This is a genomic window from Clostridium nigeriense, from assembly GCF_050585265.1.
Taxonomy (GTDB): Bacteria; Bacillota; Clostridia; order Clostridiales; family Clostridiaceae; genus Clostridium; species Clostridium nigeriense_B.
This window is the reverse complement of the sequence record NZ_JBNOOE010000024.1, coordinates 1-22,086: the sequence shown is the minus strand read 5'-3', so window position 1 is coordinate 22,086 and position 22,086 is coordinate 1. Positions and strand designations below refer to the sequence as shown.

The following is a 22,086-nucleotide window of genomic DNA, read 5'->3' as shown; positions in this document are numbered from 1 at the left end:
TTAATTTGCTTAAATATCCATTAAGATACAAATATGATAAAATATTAATTGTTGTATAAATAAAAATGGTGGTGAATTTATTGAAGCAAGGTTTATATGAGCAAGTAATTAATAGTGAAATAAAAGATCAACTTAAAGCTCTAGAGAATGAAAAGTTTATTATAGATAAAAGTAAAATAGATAATGAGGAATCAAAGGCAATACTTTCTCAATATATTTCTCAAGTAATTAGAAAAGCTCTGAATTATATTAGAGATAAGGAAAGAGAAGATAGTGATAAGTTATTAAAGCAAATAGAGGCTTGTAATGATATTATTAACATATTAAGTGAAGTGTCTAATGAAGAGGATATTAAAAGGTACGAAATCGATAAAAATGGAGAAATTCTTAATGCTTTGTATAGCACGGTTAATAATAAAAAGGCTTTAAAGAAGGAAAAGGTAGTAAGGCCTGTAACTCCATTATCTCAAAGTTCTTTATTTACAGGGGCTTCCTTAGAGCCTAATATGCTTGGGGAGTTAAATAAGGAAATAGTAACTTCTGATTCTATTGATTTATTAGTTTCTTTTATAAAGTGGAGTGGTCTTAGATGTATAATTGATAGTCTTAGGGAAGCTACAATGGCTGGAAAGAAATTAAGGATAATTACAACTTCTTATATGGGTGCTACTGATATAAAAGCCATAGATGAATTAAGTAAGTTACCTAATACAGAAATTAAGATATCTTATGATACAGAAAGAACTAGATTGCATGCCAAGGCTTATATGTTCAAAAGAGATACAGGATTTACTACTGCATATATTGGTTCCTCTAATCTTTCTAATGCTGCTTTAACTTCTGGTTTAGAATGGAATATAAAAATAACAGAGCAGGATTCCTTTGATATTATAAAGAAGTTTGAAGCAACCTTTGAAAGTTATTGGAATGATGGGGAATTTATATCGTATTTAGGAACTGATGAAGATAAAAATATATTAAAGAGATCATTAAATAAGGAAAAAAGAATTGATGAAGAGGAATTAAATTTTTCTTTTGATATAAGACCTTATGCTTATCAAAAGGAGATATTAGATAAATTAAGAGTTGAAAGAGAAATATTTAATAAAAATAAGAATCTTGTTATTGCAGCAACAGGAGTAGGTAAGACAGTAATTTCAGCTTTTGATTATAAGAATTTTTGTAGAGAAAATAAGAAACAGCCAAATAGATTATTGTTTGTTGTTCATCGTGAAGAAATTCTTAGACAAGCAAGAGATACCTTTAGAGCAATACTTAAGGATAATAACTTTGGCGATTTAATGGTTGGCGGTAATGTTCCAGATAGTTTAGAGCATTTATTTGTTTCTATTCAAAGCTTAAATAGTAAGGATTTATGTGAAATAACTACAGAGGAGTATTATGACTTTATTATAATAGATGAATTTCACCATGCAGCAGCGCCATCTTATCAAAAGTTATTAAGTTATTATAAGCCAAAGGTTTTATTAGGGTTAACAGCAACTCCAGAAAGAAATGATAATAAGGATATATTTAAATATTTTGAAGATAGAATTTCAGGAGAAATTAGATTACCAGAAGCTATTGATAGAAAATTATTAAGCCCTTTTCAATACTTTGCTGTTTCAGATTCAGTAGATTTATCAAAGTTAAAATGGCAAAGGAAAGGCTATAATATAAATGATTTAGATAAGGTTTATACAGGAAATGATATAAGATCAAATGAAATAGTAAATGCTTTAAATAAATATGTAACTGATATTGATGATGTTATAGGTTTAGGTTTCTGTGTAAGTAAAGAACATGCAAAGTTTATGGCTGAAAAATTCAATAAATTTGGAATTGAATCTATAGCCTTAACTGATGAAAGTAAGAAGGATGAAAGATCAGAAGCTAAGAAAAGATTAGTAAATAAAGAGATTAAATTTATCTTTGTTGTGGATTTATATAATGAAGGAGTAGATATTCCAGAAATTAATACAATATTATTTTTAAGACCAACAGAAAGCTTAACAGTATTTTTACAACAGCTTGGAAGAGGTTTAAGACTTCATGAAGATAAAGAATGTTTAACTGTTTTAGACTTTGTTGGACAAGCTCATAAAAATTATGATTTTGAAGAAAAATTTAGAGCATTAATTGGAAGAAGTAACAAGGCTGTAAAAGAATATATTGAAAATGGATTTTTAAGCTTACCAAAAGGCTGTTATATTCACTTAGAAAAAGAGGCTAAAGAATATATTTTAAGAAATATAAAATCTTCATCTAATACAAAAGTAAATTTAATTAATAAACTTAAGTCTTTTAAAATAGATACTAACTTAGAATTAACATTAGAAAACTTTTTAGATTATCATAACTTATCTTTAGTAGACTTTTATGGCAAAAAGGGAAATAGAAGTTTTGCTAGAATGTGTGTATTAGCAGGTGAAAGAGAAGATTTTAATGATAGTAATGAAGAAGAAATAACAAAGAAGTTAAGTAATTTATTATCTATAAATTCAAGAAGATTTATAGAATTTATCATTAATTTAATAAAGAGTAATAATGATGTTAATAATATTGAATTTAATAAAGAAGAAAGCTTAATGCTTAATATGATGTATTATATTTTCTATAATGATTCACCACAAAAGATAGGTTTAGCTTCATTAAAAGAAGGTGTTAATAGATTACTTAATAATAAAATTATGATGAGTGAAGTTTGTGATATATTAAATTATAATTATAAGCATTTAGAGTTTGTAGATAAAAAAGTAGATTTAGGCTTTGAGTGTCCTTTAGATTTACATTGTGATTATTCAACAGATACAATAATGGCTGCCTTTGGTTATTATAATGAAGAGAAAAAGCCAGCTTTTAGAGAAGGGGTTAAATATTTTGAAGATAAGAAAATAGATATATTTTTTATTACACTAAATAAAAGTGATAAAGACTTTTCACCTTCAACATTATATGAAGATTATGCAATAAATGAAAAGTTATTTCATTGGCAAACTCAATCAAGAACTTCTGTTGAAAGTGCAACAGGACAAAGATATATTAATCATTTAAAAACAGGAAATAAGATAGCCTTATTTGTTAGAGAATATAAATTAAAGGATGGACTAACATCACCATTTACTTATTTAGGCATTTGTGAGTATAGAAGCCATAGTGGAAATAAACCAATAAGCTTTATATGGGAGCTAAAGGAAGAAATTCCTCCGAGGATGATAAATAAAGCTAACAAGTCTATAATAATTTAATGAACATATGTGGATGAGTAATGAAAAAATTATTTATGAAATAAAAAATATATATAAAGGAAATAGAAGGTATGAAAGTAGTAGAGGTAGTTGCAGCAATAATTAAAAAAGAAGATAAAATATTTATAACTCGCAGAAGCTATGGTGAATTCAAAGATATGTGGGAATTTCCAGGTGGAAAGATAGAATCAGGTGAAACTAGGGAGGATGCATTAGTACGAGAAATTAAAGAAGAACTTGAGTTAGATATTAATAATTTAGATTATTTAACAACAGTAGAATATGATTATCCTAATTTTCATTTAACAATGCATTGTTTTATTTGTGAAATATGTGGTGGTAAATTAAATTTAAATGCACATAATGATGCAAAATGGGTTTCGTTAGATGAGTTATCATCACAAAAGTGGGTACCAGCAGATATTGAAGTAGTTAAAAAACTAGTAGGAATTTACTAAGTGAGTGATACTATAATTTATTAAAAGGTAGAAGTAGTTAAGGTATAATTACTTCTATCTTTTATTTAGAAAATCACCAGTTAGACGTGGGTTATGTATAGCTATGAGTATGACAAAAAAACTCTTTCTGATATAATAGAAATGAATTTGCCAGACTGATATAAGCCTTTAGGATATGACAGTTTTATATAGGTGATAATAAATAGAAAGAAGGTGTAAATTTGAAAAAAATAGCTTTAGGGTATAGTGATTTTAAGACGTTAATAGATAATGATAATTATTTTGTAGATAAAACTCTATTAATAAAGGAATTCTTAGATGATTCATCTCAAGTAATATTAATTCCAAGGCCAAGAAGGTTTGGAAAAACACTTAATTTATCTATGATAAGATATTTTGTGGAAAAATGTGATGAAGATACAAGATATCTTTTTAATAATCTTCTTATAGAAAAAGAAGAGGAAATAATGAAAAGACAAGGAATATATCCAACTATATATCTTACATTTAAAGATGAAAAGCATAAGGATTTTGATTCTATTATTGAAAGAATTAAATGGTTTGTAACAGCTATATATAATGAACATAAGGAAGTTTATAGTATTTTAAAGGATAAACAGGATAGAGATTTTTTTAATAAGATAATTGACAGTAATTATAGCATAGCCGAATTGGAATTAGCGTTAAAAAACTTATGTAAATATCTTTATGAATATCATGGAGAAAAAGTTATTGTTTTAATAGATGAATATGATACACCAATTCAACATAGCTATTTTTCTGGAATTTATGATGAAACTATAAGCTTTATGAGAAACTTTCTTTCTAATACATTAAAGGATAATATATATTTAGAAAAAGCTATGCTTACAGGAATATTAAGAGTGGCTAGAGAATCTATATTTTCAGGACTTAATAACCTAGAAGTATATTCTGTTCTTAAAGAAGGTTATTCAAAACAATTTGGATTTACAGATATAGAAATAGAAAAAATCTTAAATGATTTTAATGTAATAGGAGAAAGAGAAAAATTTAAAGAGTGGTATAATGGTTATATTTTTGGAAGTACAGTAATATATAATCCATGGTCTGTTTTATCTTATTTAAAAGATAAAGCTAATGATTTTATGCCTTATTGGATAAATACTTCAGAAAATAAAATAATAAAAACTATATTAGCAAAAGGTAGTGAAGGTTTAAAAAAGTCCTTTGAAGAATTACTTAGAGGTAATTCAATAGAAACAACAATAGATGAAAATATACTAATGGCAGATATAGAAGTTAATGAAGATAACATATGGAGTTTCTTATTGATGTCTGGATATTTAAAAGTTGTAGGCAAAAGAATAGAAGAAAAAGAAATTTATTATAGCTTGAAAATTCCTAATTTAGAAGTTGAATATATGTATGAAAAAATAATTCGTGACTGGCAAAGTGAAAGCTATATAGCTTCAGAATACAATGAAATGTTAAAAGCTTTAGTAAATTTTGATTATGAAGTATTTGAAGAAATATTTATAGATTATGTAGAAAAATCCTTAAGTTATTTTGATGTATCTGGAGAAGAGCCAGAAAAGGTATATCACAGTTTTGTACTTGGAATGTTAGTGTCTTTAAATAGAACTCATTATGTTTTATCAAATAGAGAATCAGGATATGGAAGATATGATGTAATGGTAATACCTAAAGATATAAAAAAGCCTGGAATTATTATTGAATTTAAAAGAGCAAGAAAAACAAATAAAAAATCAATACAAGAGCTGATAGAAGAAGCAAAAAATCAAATAGAAGATAAAAAATATGAAATGGAACTTTTGAATAGAGGAGTAACTAATGTTAAAAAACTTGTTATAGTGTTCAAAGGAAAAGAAGTATTTATAAGTGATGTAAGTTAAGTAAAATAATGGAAGTATTTGTAATTTCATTAGATTCAGGTTATAATTATAAAAAAATAAATATAGAGTGTAATAGGTTTTTAGAATTTTGATATAAAATTCTAGGATTAAAAGGGAAAGTGGTTAGAATCCACTACAGCCCCCGCTACTGTAATAGCTGACAAATCTCTGATAAAGACCACTGATTAGAATTAATAGAAAAATTGGGAAGGGAGAGAGGCGGATGAAGCTTAAGCCAGGAGACCTGCCTATTATAAAACCATGCTTCGGAGGGAGGCTAAGGAGATATTTGAAAATATTGAATGCTTTTATTAGTTATTTTATTATTTCTAATAAGGCTTTTTGATGTGCAAAAATTTTCTAGCGTCCTTAAAATAGGGCGCTTTTTATTTTTTAGGAATTTATAAAAAGATTAGCCTATGAATAACTTTTTATAAATTCCATCATTAAGCTTTGAAGTGCATCTATTAATTTTGCGATGACTTGGAGCATAGCTACGGAATAAGCAAAATTACATAGATGCACTTTTTTATTTGAAAAATATTATATAGGGATAGGGAGATGTAAATGAAAAAAGCTATAATAGTTGCTAGTTTTGGAACTAGCTATGAAAATGCGTTAAAGAACTCGATAGAAGTTATAGAAAAGGAAATAGAAGAAAATTTTAATGAGTATGATATTTTTAGAGCTTTCACTTCTCATAGAATAATCAAAAAGTTAAAGGTAACTAAGAATATTCATATATCAACTCCAGAAGAAGTATTAGAAAAACTTTATGAAGAGGGTTATGATGAGGTTATAATCCAGCCATTGCATATAATTCCAGGAGAGGAATATGATTATATAAAAAATATAAAAAAAGAGTTTAAAGAAAAGTTTTCTAGTATAAAAATTGGAAGACCTATTTTTTATTATCAAGGTGTTGAGGGAGTTCCAGATGATTATAGCTTATTTATTAAATCTATAGATAATATATTAAAAGAAAATAAAAATGTAATTCTATTTGGACATGGGACAGCCCATCCATCAGCATCAGTTTATGGGTGTATACAAACTGTTTTAGAAGATGAAGGTTATGAAAATGCTTTTGTAGGTACAGTGGAAGGATATCCAAGCTTAGATAATGTTTTAAATAGGCTAAAGAGAAAGAATATAAAAGAAGTGCTATTAATGCCATTAATGGTAGTAGCAGGAGATCATGTTTTAAATGATATGGCATCAGAAGAAGAGGATTCTTGGAAAACAATATTAGAGTCAGAAGGAATAAAGGTTAATTTATTTATGAAAGGCCTTGGTGAAATAAGAGAATTTAGAAATTTATATATAGATAGAATAGAAGATGTGATAAATGATAGATATAAAAAGGTAGGAAGAACTAAGAAAGGAATAAAGAATGAAAACACTAATAATTTCGTCAAATTGTAGTGGCGGAGGTAAGACTACTTTTACATTAGGGTTAATGAATGCATTAAAAAATAGAGGCTATGAAGTTCAAGGATTTAAGTCTGGACCAGATTATATAGATACAGCATTTCACACAGACATAACAGGAAAGGTTTCAAGAAATTTAGATATTTTCTTAATGGGTGAAGAGGGAGTTAGAGCATCTTTTAGTAGAGGAGAAGGTGACTTAGCCATAGTTGAAGGGGTTATGGGATTATATGATGGAAAGGGAATAACGGATGATTACTCTACTTATTCAGTTTCAAAGGTATTAGATAATGCACCAATAGTATTAGTAATAACTCCAAAAGCTCAAAGCCTAACTATATGTGCAGAAATAAATGGGATTAAAAATTTTAGAGATGCTAATATAGTTGGAGTTGTTTTAAATAATGTTAGTGATAAATATTATATTTTATTAAAAAAATTAATAGAAGAACATTGTGATATAAAGGTTTTTGGATATATGCCTAGAAATGAAAATCTTAAATTAGAAAGTAGGCATTTAGGATTAATACAAAGCATAGAGGTTCCTGATATAAAGAAAAAAATAGATTTATGCTCAGAACTTATAGAAAAATATGTAGATATTGATTCGTTAATTTTAAATTTTAAGGATGTAAAAAAGAGAGAAGATAGATTTCATTTAAAACCAATTAAGAAAAGAATAGCTATTGCCTATGATGAAGCTTTTAGATTTTATTATAAAGAAAATATAGAGCTATTAGAAGAGATCGGGGAAGTTATATATTTTAGTCCATTAAAAGATAAGGAATTACCAAAGAATATAGACTTTTTATATTTAGGAGGGGGCTACCCAGAAGTATTTAAAGATAGGTTAAGTAAAAATAAACCTATGATAGAAAGTATAAAAAATGCTTTAGATAATGGCTTAAATTGCTATGCAGAATGTGGCGGACTTATGTATTTAATGGAGGAAATAGATGGAGAAAAGCTTGTAGGATTTTTTGAGGGCAATAGTGAAATGACAAAAACTCTAAATAGATTTGGATATGCCACTATAAATGTTGATAATATTAAAATTAATTGTCATGAATTTCATAAATCTAAAGTTAATAGTAATGAAAAAGTTATTTATGAAATAGAAAAAGAAAATTATAATAATGAGAAAATAAGTTGGAACTGTGGATATAAAAAGAAGAATACTTTAGCAGGATATCCCCATGTTCACTTCTTTGGAAATTTAGAATTCTTAAAATATATTTTAAATTGGAAAGAGGAAAAATAATGAGTTATGTAAAGAATCCTATGGATATAGAAAATAAAAGCTTTGAAATAATAGAAAAAGAAATGAAAAATCATAGTTATAGCATAGATGAGCTTAAGATAATAAAAAGAGTTATACATACAACAGCAGATTTTGAATATGAAGAACTTATAGAAATGAGTGATGATTTCATAGAAGCTGGTAAGAGTGTATTAAAAAATAAGCCTATTATATACACAGATACTAATATGGCTCTTTCTGGGATAAATAAAAGAGCTTTAGGAAAATTAGGAGCAGAAGCTATTTGCTATGTAAATTTAGAAGAAGTTCATAAAGAAGCAAAGGAAAAGAATATAACTAGGTCTATGGCAGCAGTAGAAAAAGCTGTTAATGATAATGTAGATGTATTTGTATTTGGGAATGCGCCAACTGCATTATTTAAATTAAAAGAACTTATAAAAGAAAAGAAAGTTACACCAAAATTAATAGTAGCAGTGCCAGTAGGTTTTGTAGGGGCTAGTGAAAGTAAGGAAAATATGAAGGATTTAAATATTCCATATATTACAGTAAGGGGAAGAAAAGGTGGTAGCACAGTAGCTGCAGCAATAATTAATGCACTTATGTATATGTGTGTTGAAAGGTAGAAATATGTTAGATCTTTATGTTGAAAGTGGAGGAAAAAAGCTAAGGTGTGGCTATACAACAGGTTCAACAGCAACAGCAGCAGCTAAAGCAGCAGCATATATGCTATTTAATAATGTTGATCTAGATTATATAGATATTTATACTCCTAAAGGAATTAAATTAAATGTAAAAATAAATTCAATAGAACGAGGAGAAAACTATGTTAAAGCATCGGTTATTAAAGATGGCGGTGATGATATAGATGCAACAGATGGGATAGAGATATTTGCTAAGGCAGAGATAGGAAAAGAAAAATTTAATTTAACAGGTGGCATTGGAGTTGGAATTGTTACTAAGGAAGGGCTTGCAATAGAGCCAGGTGAATATGCTATAAATCCTGTTCCAAGAAAAATGATAAAAAAAGAAGTTTTATCGATAACTCCAGAAAATTTAGGAGTTAAAATTTCAATATCTGTACCAGAAGGAGTAAAGGTTGCTGAAAAGACATTTAATCCACGACTTGGAATAGTAGGTGGGATTTCTATTCTAGGAACTACTGGTATAGTTTATCCAATGTCTGAAGATGCTCTTAAAGAATCTATAAAAATAGAAATTACACAAAAATCTATTAAAAGTAAAAGGTTAGTAATAACCTTTGGAAATATGGGTGAAAGATGTGCTAAGTCTTTAGGTTTTAAAGAAGAAGAAATTGTTATAGCTTCTAACTTTATAGGATTTGCTATAGAAAGTTGTATTGGAGCAAAGGTTAAAGAAATAGTTTTAGTAGGTCATATAGGAAAGATTAGTAAAGTAGCATATGGATGTTTTAATACGCATAGTAGGGTAAATGATGTAAGGCTTGAAGTTATTGGATTAGAACTAGCTTTATTAGGATATGATATAGATTTTGTAAAAGAAGTTTTAAAACAAAAAACTTCTGAGGGAGCTGTTGATTTTTTAGGTGAAGGATATGAAGAATTATATAGAGTTATAGGAAGAAAGATAGTAGAAAGAATGAAAATATATTCTTATGATGAATTAAAATGTGATGCTATAATGTATTATGGTTTTAGAGACTGTAAGGTTTTGTATAATTCTTTGGAGGAAATTTAATATGATTTATATTGTTGGATTAGGGCCAGGACATAGAGATTATATGATCAAGAAGGCCTTAGATATATTAGAAAAAAGTGATATCATAATAGGATTTAATAGAGCAATAAATTCTTTAGATTTCGTAGAAAAAAGAAAGATAAAAATAAAATCATTAAATGAAATATTGGATATAGTAAATGATTATAAAAGTCAAGAAACAATATCAATTATAGCTTCAGGAGATCCTTGCTTTTTTGGTATAGCTGAATATATAAGTAAAAATATAGATGAAAAAATAGAAGTTGTAGCAGGAATAAGTTCCTTTCAATATTTAATGACTAAAATAAATAAATCTTGGAGTAGAGCATATACTGGGAGCCTACATGGAAGAGAAGAAGAATTTATAAAAAGGGTTAAGGAAAATAGAATTAGCATATGGCTTTGTGATAGTAAAAATTCACCACAAAAATTATGTGCAGATCTTATTAAAGAAAAAATAGAGTGTAATGTAATTATAGGTGAAAATTTATCTTATGAAAATGAGGTTATATTAGAAGGAAAAGCCAATGAATTTATAGATAAATCCTTTTCTGATTTATCAGTGATCATAGTAGAAAGAAGGGATATAAGTGATATTAATTAAAGATGAGGAATTTATTAGAGGAAAAGCTCCTATGACTAAGGAGGACATAAGAGCATTATCTATTTGGAAAATGAATTTAAGTGATAAGTCAAATGTATTAGATATAGGATCAGGTACAGGGACTATAACAGTACAATCTGCAATGATAGCTAAAAATGGAAAAGTTTATTCTATAGAAAGAAATGAAGATGCTTATAATACTTCTCTTAAAAATATTGAAAAATTTAAGGCTACAAATGTTTTATTAGAAAAGGGAGAAGCTAAAGATATTTTAGATAATTATATAGAAAAAAAACTAAGTTTTGATTCTATATTTATAGGGGGATCTGGTGGAGATTTAGAGTTATTAATTGAAAAGAGTGACTTATTATTAAAAAATAAAGGAACACTAGTGATGAATTTTATAACATTAAATAATGCTTATAAAGGAATCGAGAAGATAAAAAGTTTAAAATATAAAACAGAAATACTATCAGTAAATATAAGTAAAAGTAAAGAAAATAGTTATATGATGATAGCTAATAATCCAATTTATATAATTAGTTGTTATAAAGGAGAAGTTTGAAAATGTCAATTTTATATGGAATAGGTGTAGGACCAGGAGATAAAGAATTAGTTACAGTTAAAGCAGTTAAAGCTATTAAAAATAGTGATGTTATAGTTGCACCAAGTGCTATGGAAGGTGGAGAAAGTATAGCATTAGAAACTGTTAGAGAATACATAGAAGATAAAACGGAAGTTGTGATTAAGCATTTTCCAATGGGAAAAAAAGATAAGGAAATTAAGGTTAAAGAAGCTTATGACTTTATAGAAGAAAAGTTAAATGAGGGTAAGGTAGTATCTTTCTTAACTATTGGAGATCCATTTGTATATAGCACATATATTCATTTATTAACTCATATGAAAGAAAAGAAATTTAAAGTTGAAACTATAGCAGGAATAACTTCATTTTGTGCTGCAGCAAGTATTGTTGAGAGAACATTAGTAGTAGGTAACAATAGATTAGTTATATTACCAGCAAAGAAAGTAAATGAAATAACGGATGAAAAATATGTAGTTATTATGAAAGTGTACAAGCATGAAAAAGAAGTAATAGATACTTTAGAAGAAAAAGGATTTACTGATTATGTATATGTAAGTAGAGCAGGAAGAGACGGAGAGTTAATTTTAACAGATAAAGAGGAAATAATAAACTCAAGAGATTATATGTCTTTAATTTTAGCAAGTAAAGAATAGAGGGGAATAAGTATGGTTTATTTTATTGGCGCAGGACCAGGGGATGTTGATTTAATTACAGTTAAAGGTAGGAATATATTAGAAGAAGCAGATATTGTTATATATGCAGGGTCATTAGTTGCAAAGGAACATATGGATTTTTGCAAAAAAGAGGTTAAAATATACAATTCAGCAACTATGACTTTAGATGAAGTTATAGAAGTTATTAAAAATAATAGAGATAAATCTATAGTTAGACTTCATACAGGAGATCCATCTATATATGGTGCTATTAAAGAGCAAATGGATGAATTAGATAAGTTAGAAATAAAGTATGAAGTTGTTCCAGGAGTAAGTTCATTTGTAGCAGCAGCTGCAGCAATAAAAAAAGAATTTACTTTGCCATCAGTAAGTCAAACTGTAATATTAACTAGAGTTGAAGGAAGAACTAAGGTTCCAGAAGGTGAAGATTTAGAAAATTTAGCTAAGATAGGAGCTTCAATGGCTATATTTTTATCTGTTTCAATGATAGATAAAGTTGTAGATAAATTAAGAAAAGGATATGGAAAAAATGTACCTATTGCAGTAGTAGCTAGGGCAACTTGGGAAGATGAAAAGATATTAATAGGAACTTTAGATGATATTTCAGAAAAGGTTAAAGCTGAAGGAATTAATAAATGTGCACAAATATTAGTAGGGGACTTTATTAATTGCGATTATGAAAAGAGCCTTTTATACGACAAAAGCTTTACACATATGTATAGAAAAGGTATAGAGTAATATGCTTGCAGTTATTAGTGTTACTAAACTTGGTGATGAAATAGGAAGAAAAATTAATAATGAATTTGGTGGAAAAGTTTATTATAAGTCTAAAATAAAGAACTTTAGTTTAGATGAAATAGTAAGGGAAGCTTTTAAAGAGTGTGATTCAATAATATTTATAAGTTCAACTGGAATAGCAGTAAGGGCAATTTCAAGTTATTTAAAATCAAAGGATGTAGACCCAGCAGTAGTTGTAGTTGATGTATGCAATAAATTTACCATAAGCTTAGTCTCAGGGCATTTAGGAGGAGCTAATAAACTTGCTCTAGAGGTTTCAAATTTATTAGGAAACACTCCTGTCATAACAACAGCAACAGATAATTTAAACAAGAAAGCTCCAGATATAATAGCAAAAGAAAATAATCTAATAATAGAAAGTTTATATAAAGCAAAAGAAATAGCATCTATGTTAGTTAATGGCAAAAGTGTGTATTTTAAAGATGACTTAAATAAAATTAAATGTCCAAAGGGATATATAAATAGTGAAGAAATTAAAAAAAATATGCTTTGGATTACAGATAGATTAAACTCTGATGAATCTATACTTAGGCTTATAAGAAAGGACATAGTTCTTGGGATTGGATGTAGGAAAAACACATCTTCAGAAAAAATGATTAATTTTATAGAAAAAACTTTAGAAGAAAATGAAATAGATATAAGAAGTGTTAAGGTAGTTGCATCTATAGATATAAAAAGTGATGAAAAGGCTATTTTAGATTTAAAAGATAGGCTTAACATAGACTTAAAATTCTTTACTAAAGAAGAAATTAAAAAAGTCCACAATAATTATGAAGGTAGTGACTTTGTAGAAAAAAACGTTGGAGTTAGAGCCGTAAGTGAGCCTGTTGTAGAGCTATTAGGTGGAGAAATAATTATAGATAAGATAAAGTTTGAGGGAATTACATTAACTGTTGGAAGAATAATTTAAGATAAGAATTTATTTTTGATTAGAATTTCAAATATAAAAAAGATAATTAATTTTTATTTAGAATAAATATTTAAAGTGGAGGTACATATGGGAAAATTATATGTAATAGGAATAGGCCCAGGTGGTTTAGATCATATGACAATAATGGCAAAAAAGGCTATTGAGGAAAGTGAAGTAATAGTTGGATATATAAAATATATAGATATGATAAAGCCTATGATAGAAGGAAAAGAAGTTTTTAGTACTGGTATGAGAGGCGAAGAACAAAGATGTAGAGAAGCATTAAGGTTATCAAAGGATAAGATAGTTGCATTAGTAAGTACAGGTGACTCCGGAATATATGGTATGGCAGGATTAGTTCTAGAGCTTATGCAGGATGAAGATGTAGAAATAATACCAGGATTAACAGCTTCAAGCGCAGCGGGTTCAATACTAGGAGCTCCACTTATGCATGATAATTGTAATATAAGCTTAAGTGATTTAATGACACCTTATGACCTTATAAAAAAGAGAGTTGAAAATGCAGCAGAGGCAGATTTTATTATTTCATTATATAATCCAAGAAGTAAGGGAAGACCACATTATCTAAAAGAATGTATTGATATAATAAGAAAGTATAGAAAAGATGATACTCCAGTAGCTGTTGTAAGACATGCTTTAAGAGAAGGGCAAGAGGTTAGATTATTTACATTAGAAAATTTTGATGAAAGCATAGTAGACATGTTCTCTATAGTTATAGTTGGGAATACTCAAAGTTATATTAAAAATGATAAATTTATAACTCCAAGAGGTTATAAGATATGATAGGCTTTGTTCTTGGAACATCTGAAGGTAATGAAATATTAGAAAAAGTAAATAAAATAACAGATAATATAGTAGTATCAACAGCTACTAATTATGGCGGAGAGCTTTTAAAAAAATATAAATTTAAGCATTTAAATACACAGCCTTTAGATGAAGAAAAATTTAAAAAGTTAATTGAAGATTTTAATATAAAATTATTTGTTGATGCATCACACCCATATGCAAAGGAAGTATCAAAGACATTAATTAAAACTTGTGATGATTTAAATATTGAATATGTAAGATATGAAAGAAAAAGTCATCTTGATAATATATGTGATGATAAAATTATTAAAATTGATAGTTATGAAGAGTTACCAGCAGCATTAAAGGACATAGAGGGAAATGTATTAAACACAACAGGAAGCAATAATGCAGGTCTTATAAATAGTTTAAATATAAAAAATAGAATACTGCATAGGGTATTACCTCTACCTAACATACTTCAAAAGCTTATAGATTCAGGAATTAAAATAGAAGATATAATTGCTATAAAAGGTCCTTTTGGTAAAGAAATAAATGATGGAATAATAAAGGAATATAAAATAAAAGCAATTATAACTAAGGATAGTGGAATAGAAGGTGGAATGAAAGAAAAAATAGAATCTGCCTTAGAAAATAATACTAAGATAATAGTAATAAATAGACCAGTAGTTAAATATAAAAGAATTTATGAAAATATAGATGATTTAATAGAATTTATAAGTATTACTTATAATTTTTTATATTATTAATACATTAACATAAATAGGTGTGTACTTATCATTTAAATATGAGAAGTACACACCTTATTTTTAATGCCTAAGAAAGCATAAGAAGAGTTTTATTATTAGTTATCAGTATTTAAGAAAAATCTAAGAAATGAATTAGAAGAAATTTTGTTTAGAAAAATAATTTTATATAGTTGTTATAAATTGTAATTGGATAAATTATAAGATATAATAAACCTAAAATGTTATTATTATGGGATATTAAATTTAATCTTGAATATAAGAAAAATAATCTGGAGGCAAGATAATGGATAAAAAGGATTTTTCTGATTTAGAAGATCAAATTATGTCTACAGTTACAAATGCACTTAAGGCCATAGATTTTGCTAATTTAAAAAGAGATATTAGCGATAAAACTGAGGACACTTTAAATGAGTTTAAATCGAAATTTAATGAATATAGTGAAAAAATAGAAAGCAAATATAGGACTATAAATAAAAAGGCTAAAAACGATATATCAACATATATTAGTAAAAGACCAGTTGGAAGTATATCAGGAGTAATTTATACAGTATTCGGATCCATTGGAAGCCTGATTTTTGGCTTTTTAGTATTTATATTTTTGATATTTATGATATTTTTGGGTGGTGTTATAGCAAATATTTATATCGCCTTTGGCGTTTTATTTGCATTTTTTGCAGTAAGTTTAGGTTTACTCTTAAGAGGAGTAAATTTAAGAAAAAGAGTAAAGCGATTTAAGACTTATGTAAGATTTATTGAAGACAATAGTTATTGCTTAATTAAAGATTTAGCGAGATTTGCAAAAGAAAAGGAAGCTTTTGTAATTAAAGACTTAAATAAAATGATTAATTTAGGAATGTTTTTAGAAGGGCATATAGATGAAGAAAAAACTTACTTTATGTTAAATGATGAAGTTTATGGGGACTATTTAAATTTAAAAAAACAACAAATGGATAAAGAAAAATTAAATAAAAAAGAAGAAGTAAATGAAGATGAAAATTGTTCAGAAAAAGAAAAACTAAATTCTATAATTAAAATGGGAAGAAGTTATATTGAACAAATAAAAGCTGTAAGAAATGAACTTTATAAAGAAGAAGTAGCTATAAAGTTAGATAAATTACAAAGTGTTGCAAATCAAATTCTTAATTATGTAGAGAAAAATCCTAAAAAGCTACAAGAAGTTAATAAATTTATAAATCATTACCTTCCTATTACTATAAAACTTATTAATTCATATAAAGAGCTAAATAATCAATTAGTTCAAGGAGAAAATATTAAAAATGCTAAAAGTGAAATTGAAAAAAGTATTGATCTTATAGATAATGCTTTTGAAAATTTATTAGATGATTTATATGAAGATGTTGTATTAGATATTTCTACAGATATTTCTGTTCTTAAAACCTTATTTAAACAAGAGGGATTAACCGAGGAAGATTTTAAAAAATAAGTTTAGAGTAAAAAGGAGAGATTTAAAATGAGTGATGAATTTAAAAATGATATTAATATAAAACCGGAATTAACCTTTGAACCATTTAAAGAGGAAGTTATTGATATAAAAGCAAAGGAAGAAAAAAAAGAAGAGATAATTGATGAAATCCATCTGACAGAAGAAGAAAAAAAGATGGTAGATCAATTTGTAGATAAAATAGAAATAACTAATTCAAATTCTATTTTACAATATGGAGTAGGTGCTCAAAAGAAAATTTCTGATTTTTCAGAAACAGCATTAAATAATGTAAAGACTAAAGATTTAGGTGAAGTTGGTGAAATGCTATCTAGCGTTGTTTATGAGTTAAAGAATTTTGAGGAATCAGAAGAGAAAAAAGGAATTTTAGGTTTCTTTAAGAAAGGTAAAGATAAGATTTCTCAAATGAAAGTAAAGTATGATAAGGTAGAGAATAATATTGGAAAAATGTGCGATATTCTTGAAAAACATCAAATACAGCTTTTAAAAGATATTGCTATGTTGGATAAAATGTATGAAATAAATAAAGTATATTTTAAAGAGCTTTCCATGTATATATTAGCTGGAAAAAAGAAACTTCAAAAATTAGAAAAAGAAGAGCTTCCTAGATTACAAGAAAAAGCAAGAAAAAGTGGACTTCCTCAGGATGCTCAGGAAGTAAATGATTTTATTGCTCTTTGCAATCGCTTTGAAAAGAAAATTCACGATTTAGAATTGACTAAAATGATTTCTCTTCAGATGGCTCCGCAAATTCGTTTAATTCAAAACAATGATTCTTTAATGTCTGAAAAAATACAATCTACAATTGTAAATACTATTCCACTTTGGAAAAGCCAAATAGTTTTAGCACTTGGAGTTGCACATTCTAGTAATGCAGCAAAGGTTCAAAGAGAAGTAACAGATATGACAAATGAACTTTTACGTAAAAATGCAGAAATATTAAAAACTTCAACTATAGAAACTGCAAAAGAATCTGAAAGAGGAATTGTTGATATTGATACACTTAGAGTTACTAATGAATCATTAATTTCAACTCTTGATGAAATACTTCACATACAAACAGAAGGACGTCAAAAGCGTAGAGAAGCTGAATTAGAGTTAAGAAATATAGAAGATCAATTAAAAAATAAACTTTTAGATTTTAAGTATTAGTATATAGAGAATAATTATATAATTTATATATTTTTGAAATTATAAAATAAATAATTATTTTATATTGAAAACAATAACATAATATGTTAAAATGAAAACAATTAAACTAAATATTGTTAAATAAAGCGTGTTACAATTTGGCATTAGCTCTAAAAATACAGAATTTTTCTGTATTTTTAGAGCTTTTTATTTTTAGTTTATTAAAAATAGAAATTTATTTTCTATAAAGTTTAACAAGGGAGGAGAAGTGAAGATTAGAGATAAATTTTATATTTTTATTAAATGAAGTTTATAAAGTATTAATTAAGGAGGAAATATTTGGTGAATAAGAAAATTAAAAAAGTATTTAGTATCGCAATAGCATTTGCGATAGCTAGTAGTTATTTTAATGGAACTGTAAGAACTGTACAAGCGATTGAGGGGAATGAAGTAACTGTTCAGAATAATGTAACAGAATATGAAATTTATCCAAATCCACAAAAAATATCATATTATGATGGTAGTTTTATAATTGGTAATGAAGTTAATGTTGTTTTTGAAAATACAATAGATGAAGTTACTAAAAATAAATTAGATGAAGTATTAAAGTCAAAAGAAGTTAGTGTATCAATTTCAGATAAAATTGTAGAAGATAAATTAAATGTATTAGTTGGTACAAATAATTCAGGTGGATATGTTGATACATATGTAAAGGAAAATATAAATATAAAAACAGAAAACCTATTTGATAATATTGATGCATATAGTCTAAATTTACAAAATGATGTAATTACTATTTTAGGAAAAGATACTGATGCAGCTTTCTATGGAGTTACAACATTAAAAAATATTTTTAACCAAACAGATAAAAATATTTTGAATGTAGCTATAGAAGATTATGCAAATACAGAATTAAGAGGATTCATTGAAGGGTATTATGGTATTCCATGGTCCAATGAAGATAGAGCATCTTTAATGGAATTTGGTGGGGATTTTAAAATGAATACATATATATTTGCACCAAAGGATGATCCATATCATAACCAAAGATGGAGAGACTTATATCCACAAGAAGAACTTCAAAAAATAAAAGAGTTAGTTCAAGTTGGAAATGAGACAAAGGTTAAGTTTACTTGGTCAATTCATCCATTTATGAATGATAAAATTAGTGAGCCAGAAGTTACAAGTGAAGAGGCATATCAAAATGACATGGCAATTATTAAGGCTAAATTTGATCAGCTTTATAGTGTTGGAGTAAGACAATTTGGCGTTTGTGCGGATGATATTCAAGGACGTTTTAATCCTGCTTTCCATTCTAGAGTAATGGAAGATTTATTGGCATGGGGAAATGATAAAGATGAGCATGTTGAATTGATATTTGTACCTACAGTTTATACTGGAATGTATATGGGATGGGGTGCTGATTATGTACGTCAAATAGGTAAATTAATGCCTAAAGAAGTTCATATAATGTGGACTGGTGAAAGTGTTTTAGGAAGAGTTACACAAGAAACTGTAGATAATTTTATTAATTATACATCAACACCAGAAGAAGGGGTTGATGGTAGAAAACCATTTTTCTGGTTAAACTGGCCTGTAAATGATATTAATAATAAACGTTTAATAATGTCACCAGCCACTGTAATAGATAGTGGGGTTAAAAATTTAGATGGTATTGTTACAAATCCAATGCAACAAGCAGAAGCATCAAAGATTGCATTATTCTCAGTAGCAGATTTTGCTTGGAATGTAGATAAATTTGATTATAACAAAGCTTATGAAGATGGATTTAAATATATAGAACCAGATGCAACTGAATATTTCAAAGAATTAGCAAAACATTTATCAGATCCATCAGATCCATCTCAAGTATTACCAGAATCAGAAGAATTTGTTGGACTATTTGAAGAGTACAATAGATTAATAGAGGAAGGTAAGAGTACTAAAGATATTGCTAATGTATTAATACCTAAATACGAAAAAATAATTGTTTCTGTAGATAAATTTAAAGAATTATCTCAAAATGAAAATCTTAAAAAAGAGATAGAACCATGGATTAACTCTTTAAGAGATGTAGCAAGTGCCTCAATTGAATTTTTAAATCTTGAAATTCAATTAGAAGATGAAAACTATGCAGATTTATGGGAAAACTATAAGAGTGCTAAAATTTTAGAACAAAATTCTAAAACATATATAGTTGAAAATTTAGATGGACCAACTATAGTTGAAGCAGGGGCAAAGAGATTAGTTCCATTTATGAGTAGTATAATTGATAGATTATCACCACAAATTTATGAAATGTTACAATCTAAAGAAAATAATGGAGACTCTATTTTTGATAGAAATAAACAAGAATTAACTTACCTAATACAAAATCCTGTTTCATTTGAAAGTATTACAGCAAATATATCAGAGAATAATGAAAACTTAGAAGCTATAAAAAAAGCATATAATAATTATATGAATGATATTAAAGAATTTACTAATGCTTTAGTAGAAGATGTAGATGGAAATAAAATTGATGAAATGGTGGCTAACATAAAGGATAAACAAAATAAAATAGTAGAGGCTACAGGTACGGATAATGAAAATAATAAATTAGTTAAAGAATATGTTGAAAAACTTAAAGAGTTGGAAAAAGGCGGATACACTACACGTAGCTTAAATGAAGTTGAGTATGCAGTTAATGATTTAATAACTTTCCAAGGTTTAATTAATAATAATGATGTATTAAAAGAAGAGTTGCTTGGAAAGATTGAAAGTCAAATTTCAAAACTAGTTCAAAAAGCCAATAATGATAATTTACAAGCTAAGTTAGATGAAGTGTCAAAATTAGATTCTACCAAATATACAGATGAGTCTTGGCAAGCTGTTGTAGATGCTATTAATAAAGTTAATAGTTTAATGGCTAATGATTATAATGCTACAAAAGAAAATGAAAAAGAAGTTATAAAGGAAGTTGATTTAGCAGTTTCATCATTAGTAGAAAAGGAAATAAATAATTCAGGAAATTCAGATAATCCAGGAGATTCTGGTAATACAGGGGAATCAGGAAGTACAGGAGGTTCAAATAATCAAGGAAACTCAGAGAATAATAGTAATTCTAATGGGCATCTAGTAGAAACTGGTGATTATCTTATAGGAATTTTTATTGTGATGCTTACACTTTCTGCTATAGGAATAGTAGTTTTAAGAAAAAAACAAAGAGCTTAATAATTTAACAAGATAGAAGAATAAGGGGATCTCATAAATGACTAAAACTTGGTTACTTGAGATCTCCTTTTATATTTATTGTGATAATTCATATAGTATTGTTGGAATGAATTACTGATTATAGCTTATATATATGTTAAAATAAAGGTGGGTGATAAATATGAAAAAGATATTTAATAAAGTGTTAATATTAATTTTATGGGGAATATTTATAGTTTCACTTTATAATTTATATAGAATTTTTAGTGAATATAATAAGAATAGAGAGTCATATAGTGATATTAGTAATATAGTTATGAAAGAAAATGAAGAAGTGCATATAGAAAATGAAGAGTATACTAAGTTAAAAGAAATAAATGGGGATTATGTATTTTGGTTATTTATACCTAATACTAATATTAATTATCCGGTTGTAAAATCAGAAAATAATGAGGAATATTTATATAAAAACTTTAAAGGAGAGGAAAATAGGGGGGGAAGTATTTTCGTAGATTCAAGAAATGTATTAGGTGATGACAATATAATAATACATGGACATAATATGAAGGACAAAAGTATGTTTGGAACACTTTCAAATTTGTTAAAATCAGAATATTTAAATGAAAATAAGACTATATACATTTACCTAGAAAATAAAGTATTAGAATATGAAATATTTTCAGTATATATAACCAATGGAGAAATGTTTCCATATGAGAATAAATTTGAAACTGATGAAGAGTTTAATAATTATATAAATCTAGTAATGAGTAAATCTATTCACAATTTAGATTATTTTGAAGATGGTAAAAGAAATATTATAACTTTATCAACTTGCACCAATGCTACAGGTGAAGAGAGAACTATAGTAAATGCTAAATTAAAGGATATAAAAATTTTAGAATAATATATTTTTTAGCATAAAGAAATTTATATGTTTTTGTATGAATTATTGAATGGAAGTTGAATAAATAAATTAATTATATAAGAATAGTAGTTAGTTTTCTTAAAAAGCTAACTACTATTCTTATATATTCTTTAGAAATTTGAGTCTGTCAATATTTTTGTGTAAACTTTAGAAAATTTAGTTTTATTTTATAGGTTGGAGAGTTTAATATAACATCC

General features: G+C 26.9%; 18 protein-coding genes and 1 riboswitch. All 18 genes read left to right on the top strand.

Features of this window, described 5'->3' with window-relative positions; translation table 11 throughout:
- The first annotated feature begins 80 nt into the window (after positions 1 to 80).
- The 18 genes from ACQPVP_RS15675 (at position 81) to srtB (ending at position 21,868) form a co-directional block, all read left to right on the top strand.
- Positions 81 to 3,248 carry a DUF3427 domain-containing protein gene (locus ACQPVP_RS15675; RefSeq protein ID WP_430851520.1) on the top strand — a complete coding sequence of 1,056 codons (3,168 nt, stop codon included), beginning with the start codon at positions 81 to 83 and terminating at the stop codon, positions 3,246 to 3,248.
- Between the two features lie 71 nt (positions 3,249 to 3,319).
- Entirely contained in the window at positions 3,320 to 3,706 is a 387-nt protein-coding gene (mutT, locus tag ACQPVP_RS15670; RefSeq protein WP_430851518.1) for an 8-oxo-dGTP diphosphatase MutT, read from the top strand.
- Between the two features lie 221 nt (positions 3,707 to 3,927).
- Positions 3,928 to 5,601, top strand: coding sequence for an AAA family ATPase (locus ACQPVP_RS15665; RefSeq protein WP_430851516.1), 1,674 nt, complete (start codon positions 3,928 to 3,930; stop codon positions 5,599 to 5,601).
- 57 nt (positions 5,602 to 5,658) lie between these two features.
- A riboswitch (cobalamin riboswitch) is annotated at positions 5,659 to 5,867 on the top strand.
- 301 nt (positions 5,868 to 6,168) lie between these two features.
- Positions 6,169 to 7,026 (top strand): sirohydrochlorin cobaltochelatase, encoded by an 858-nt coding sequence (locus ACQPVP_RS15660; RefSeq protein ID WP_430851514.1) that lies wholly within the window; start codon positions 6,169 to 6,171, stop codon positions 7,024 to 7,026.
- Positions 6,995 to 8,293, top strand: a complete 1,299-nt coding sequence (locus ACQPVP_RS15655; RefSeq protein ID WP_430851512.1) for a cobyrinate a,c-diamide synthase — start codon at positions 6,995 to 6,997, stop codon at positions 8,291 to 8,293. The genes ACQPVP_RS15660 and ACQPVP_RS15655 overlap by 32 nt, the downstream gene beginning before the upstream one ends.
- On the top strand, positions 8,293 to 8,916 hold the full coding sequence (locus ACQPVP_RS15650; protein WP_430839489.1) for a precorrin-8X methylmutase: 624 nt from the start codon (positions 8,293 to 8,295) through the stop codon (positions 8,914 to 8,916). Before ACQPVP_RS15655 ends, ACQPVP_RS15650 begins: the two co-directional genes overlap by 1 nt.
- 4 nt (positions 8,917 to 8,920) lie before the next feature.
- Positions 8,921 to 10,009: a cobalt-precorrin-5B (C(1))-methyltransferase CbiD gene (cbiD, locus tag ACQPVP_RS15645; RefSeq protein ID WP_430851510.1), complete on the top strand. Its 1,089-nt coding sequence runs from the start codon at positions 8,921 to 8,923 to the stop codon at positions 10,007 to 10,009.
- Position 10,010: 1 nt separating this feature from the next.
- A complete protein-coding gene (gene cbiE / locus ACQPVP_RS15640; RefSeq protein ID WP_430851508.1) occupies positions 10,011 to 10,634 on the top strand; it encodes a precorrin-6y C5,15-methyltransferase (decarboxylating) subunit CbiE in 624 nt (207 codons plus the stop codon).
- Positions 10,621 to 11,199, top strand: a complete 579-nt coding sequence (gene cbiT, locus ACQPVP_RS15635) for a precorrin-6Y C5,15-methyltransferase (decarboxylating) subunit CbiT (RefSeq protein WP_430851506.1) — start codon at positions 10,621 to 10,623, stop codon at positions 11,197 to 11,199. The genes cbiE and cbiT overlap by 14 nt, the downstream gene beginning before the upstream one ends.
- 2 nt (positions 11,200 to 11,201) lie before the next feature.
- Complete coding sequence (locus ACQPVP_RS15630) at positions 11,202 to 11,870, top strand: cobalt-factor II C(20)-methyltransferase (protein WP_430851504.1); 669 nt, start codon at positions 11,202 to 11,204, stop codon at positions 11,868 to 11,870.
- Between the two features lie 12 nt (positions 11,871 to 11,882).
- Positions 11,883 to 12,629, top strand: a complete 747-nt coding sequence (gene cobM, locus ACQPVP_RS15625; protein ID WP_430851503.1) for a precorrin-4 C(11)-methyltransferase — start codon at positions 11,883 to 11,885, stop codon at positions 12,627 to 12,629.
- Position 12,630: 1 nt separating this feature from the next.
- A complete protein-coding gene (gene cbiG / locus ACQPVP_RS15620; RefSeq protein WP_430851501.1) occupies positions 12,631 to 13,599 on the top strand; it encodes a cobalt-precorrin 5A hydrolase in 969 nt (322 codons plus the stop codon).
- An 87-nt stretch (positions 13,600 to 13,686) separates the two neighbouring features.
- Positions 13,687 to 14,403, top strand: a complete 717-nt coding sequence (gene cobJ / locus ACQPVP_RS15615) for a precorrin-3B C(17)-methyltransferase (RefSeq protein ID WP_430851499.1) — start codon at positions 13,687 to 13,689, stop codon at positions 14,401 to 14,403.
- The gene (locus ACQPVP_RS15610) at positions 14,400 to 15,176 is read left to right on the top strand and encodes a cobalt-precorrin-6A reductase (RefSeq protein ID WP_430851497.1); all 777 of its coding nucleotides are present in this window, start codon (positions 14,400 to 14,402) and stop codon (positions 15,174 to 15,176) included. The genes cobJ and ACQPVP_RS15610 overlap by 4 nt, the downstream gene beginning before the upstream one ends.
- A 283-nt stretch (positions 15,177 to 15,459) precedes the next feature.
- Entirely contained in the window at positions 15,460 to 16,620 is a 1,161-nt protein-coding gene (locus ACQPVP_RS15605; RefSeq protein ID WP_430839481.1) for a 5-bromo-4-chloroindolyl phosphate hydrolysis family protein, read from the top strand.
- A gap of 27 nt (positions 16,621 to 16,647) precedes the next feature.
- Positions 16,648 to 17,790, top strand: coding sequence for a toxic anion resistance protein (locus ACQPVP_RS15600; RefSeq protein WP_430851495.1), 1,143 nt, complete (start codon positions 16,648 to 16,650; stop codon positions 17,788 to 17,790).
- A 321-nt stretch (positions 17,791 to 18,111) separates the two neighbouring features.
- Positions 18,112 to 20,982 carry a beta-N-acetylglucosaminidase domain-containing protein gene (locus tag ACQPVP_RS15595; RefSeq protein WP_430851493.1) on the top strand — a complete coding sequence of 957 codons (2,871 nt, stop codon included), beginning with the start codon at positions 18,112 to 18,114 and terminating at the stop codon, positions 20,980 to 20,982.
- 160 nt (positions 20,983 to 21,142) lie between these two features.
- The gene (gene srtB, locus ACQPVP_RS15590; protein ID WP_430851491.1) at positions 21,143 to 21,868 is read left to right on the top strand and encodes a class B sortase; all 726 of its coding nucleotides are present in this window, start codon (positions 21,143 to 21,145) and stop codon (positions 21,866 to 21,868) included.
- Positions 21,869 to 22,086 lie beyond the last annotated feature (218 nt).

Excerpts from the sequence above, each read along its gene's own strand:
- cbiG (WP_430851501.1), top strand. The coding sequence starts at position 12,631 with ATGCTTGCAGTTATTAGTGTTACTAAACTTGGTGATGAAATAGGAAGA.
- ACQPVP_RS15660 (WP_430851514.1), top strand. The coding sequence starts at position 6,169 with ATGAAAAAAGCTATAATAGTTGCTAGTTTTGGAACTAGCTATGAAAAT.
- ACQPVP_RS15655 (WP_430851512.1), top strand. The coding sequence starts at position 6,995 with ATGAAAACACTAATAATTTCGTCAAATTGTAGTGGCGGAGGTAAGACT.
- cbiD (WP_430851510.1), top strand. The coding sequence starts at position 8,921 with ATGTTAGATCTTTATGTTGAAAGTGGAGGAAAAAAGCTAAGGTGTGGC.
- ACQPVP_RS15650 (WP_430839489.1), top strand. The coding sequence starts at position 8,293 with ATGAGTTATGTAAAGAATCCTATGGATATAGAAAATAAAAGCTTTGAA.
- ACQPVP_RS15630 (WP_430851504.1), top strand. The coding sequence starts at position 11,202 with ATGTCAATTTTATATGGAATAGGTGTAGGACCAGGAGATAAAGAATTA.
- mutT (WP_430851518.1), top strand. The coding sequence starts at position 3,320 with ATGAAAGTAGTAGAGGTAGTTGCAGCAATAATTAAAAAAGAAGATAAA.
- ACQPVP_RS15610 (WP_430851497.1), top strand. The coding sequence starts at position 14,400 with ATGATAGGCTTTGTTCTTGGAACATCTGAAGGTAATGAAATATTAGAA.
- cobJ (WP_430851499.1), top strand. The coding sequence starts at position 13,687 with ATGGGAAAATTATATGTAATAGGAATAGGCCCAGGTGGTTTAGATCAT.
- srtB (WP_430851491.1), top strand. The coding sequence starts at position 21,143 with ATGAAAAAGATATTTAATAAAGTGTTAATATTAATTTTATGGGGAATA.
- cobM (WP_430851503.1), top strand. The coding sequence starts at position 11,883 with ATGGTTTATTTTATTGGCGCAGGACCAGGGGATGTTGATTTAATTACA.
- ACQPVP_RS15605 (WP_430839481.1), top strand. The coding sequence starts at position 15,460 with ATGGATAAAAAGGATTTTTCTGATTTAGAAGATCAAATTATGTCTACA.
- cbiE (WP_430851508.1), top strand. The coding sequence starts at position 10,011 with ATGATTTATATTGTTGGATTAGGGCCAGGACATAGAGATTATATGATC.
- ACQPVP_RS15600 (WP_430851495.1), top strand. The coding sequence starts at position 16,648 with ATGAGTGATGAATTTAAAAATGATATTAATATAAAACCGGAATTAACC.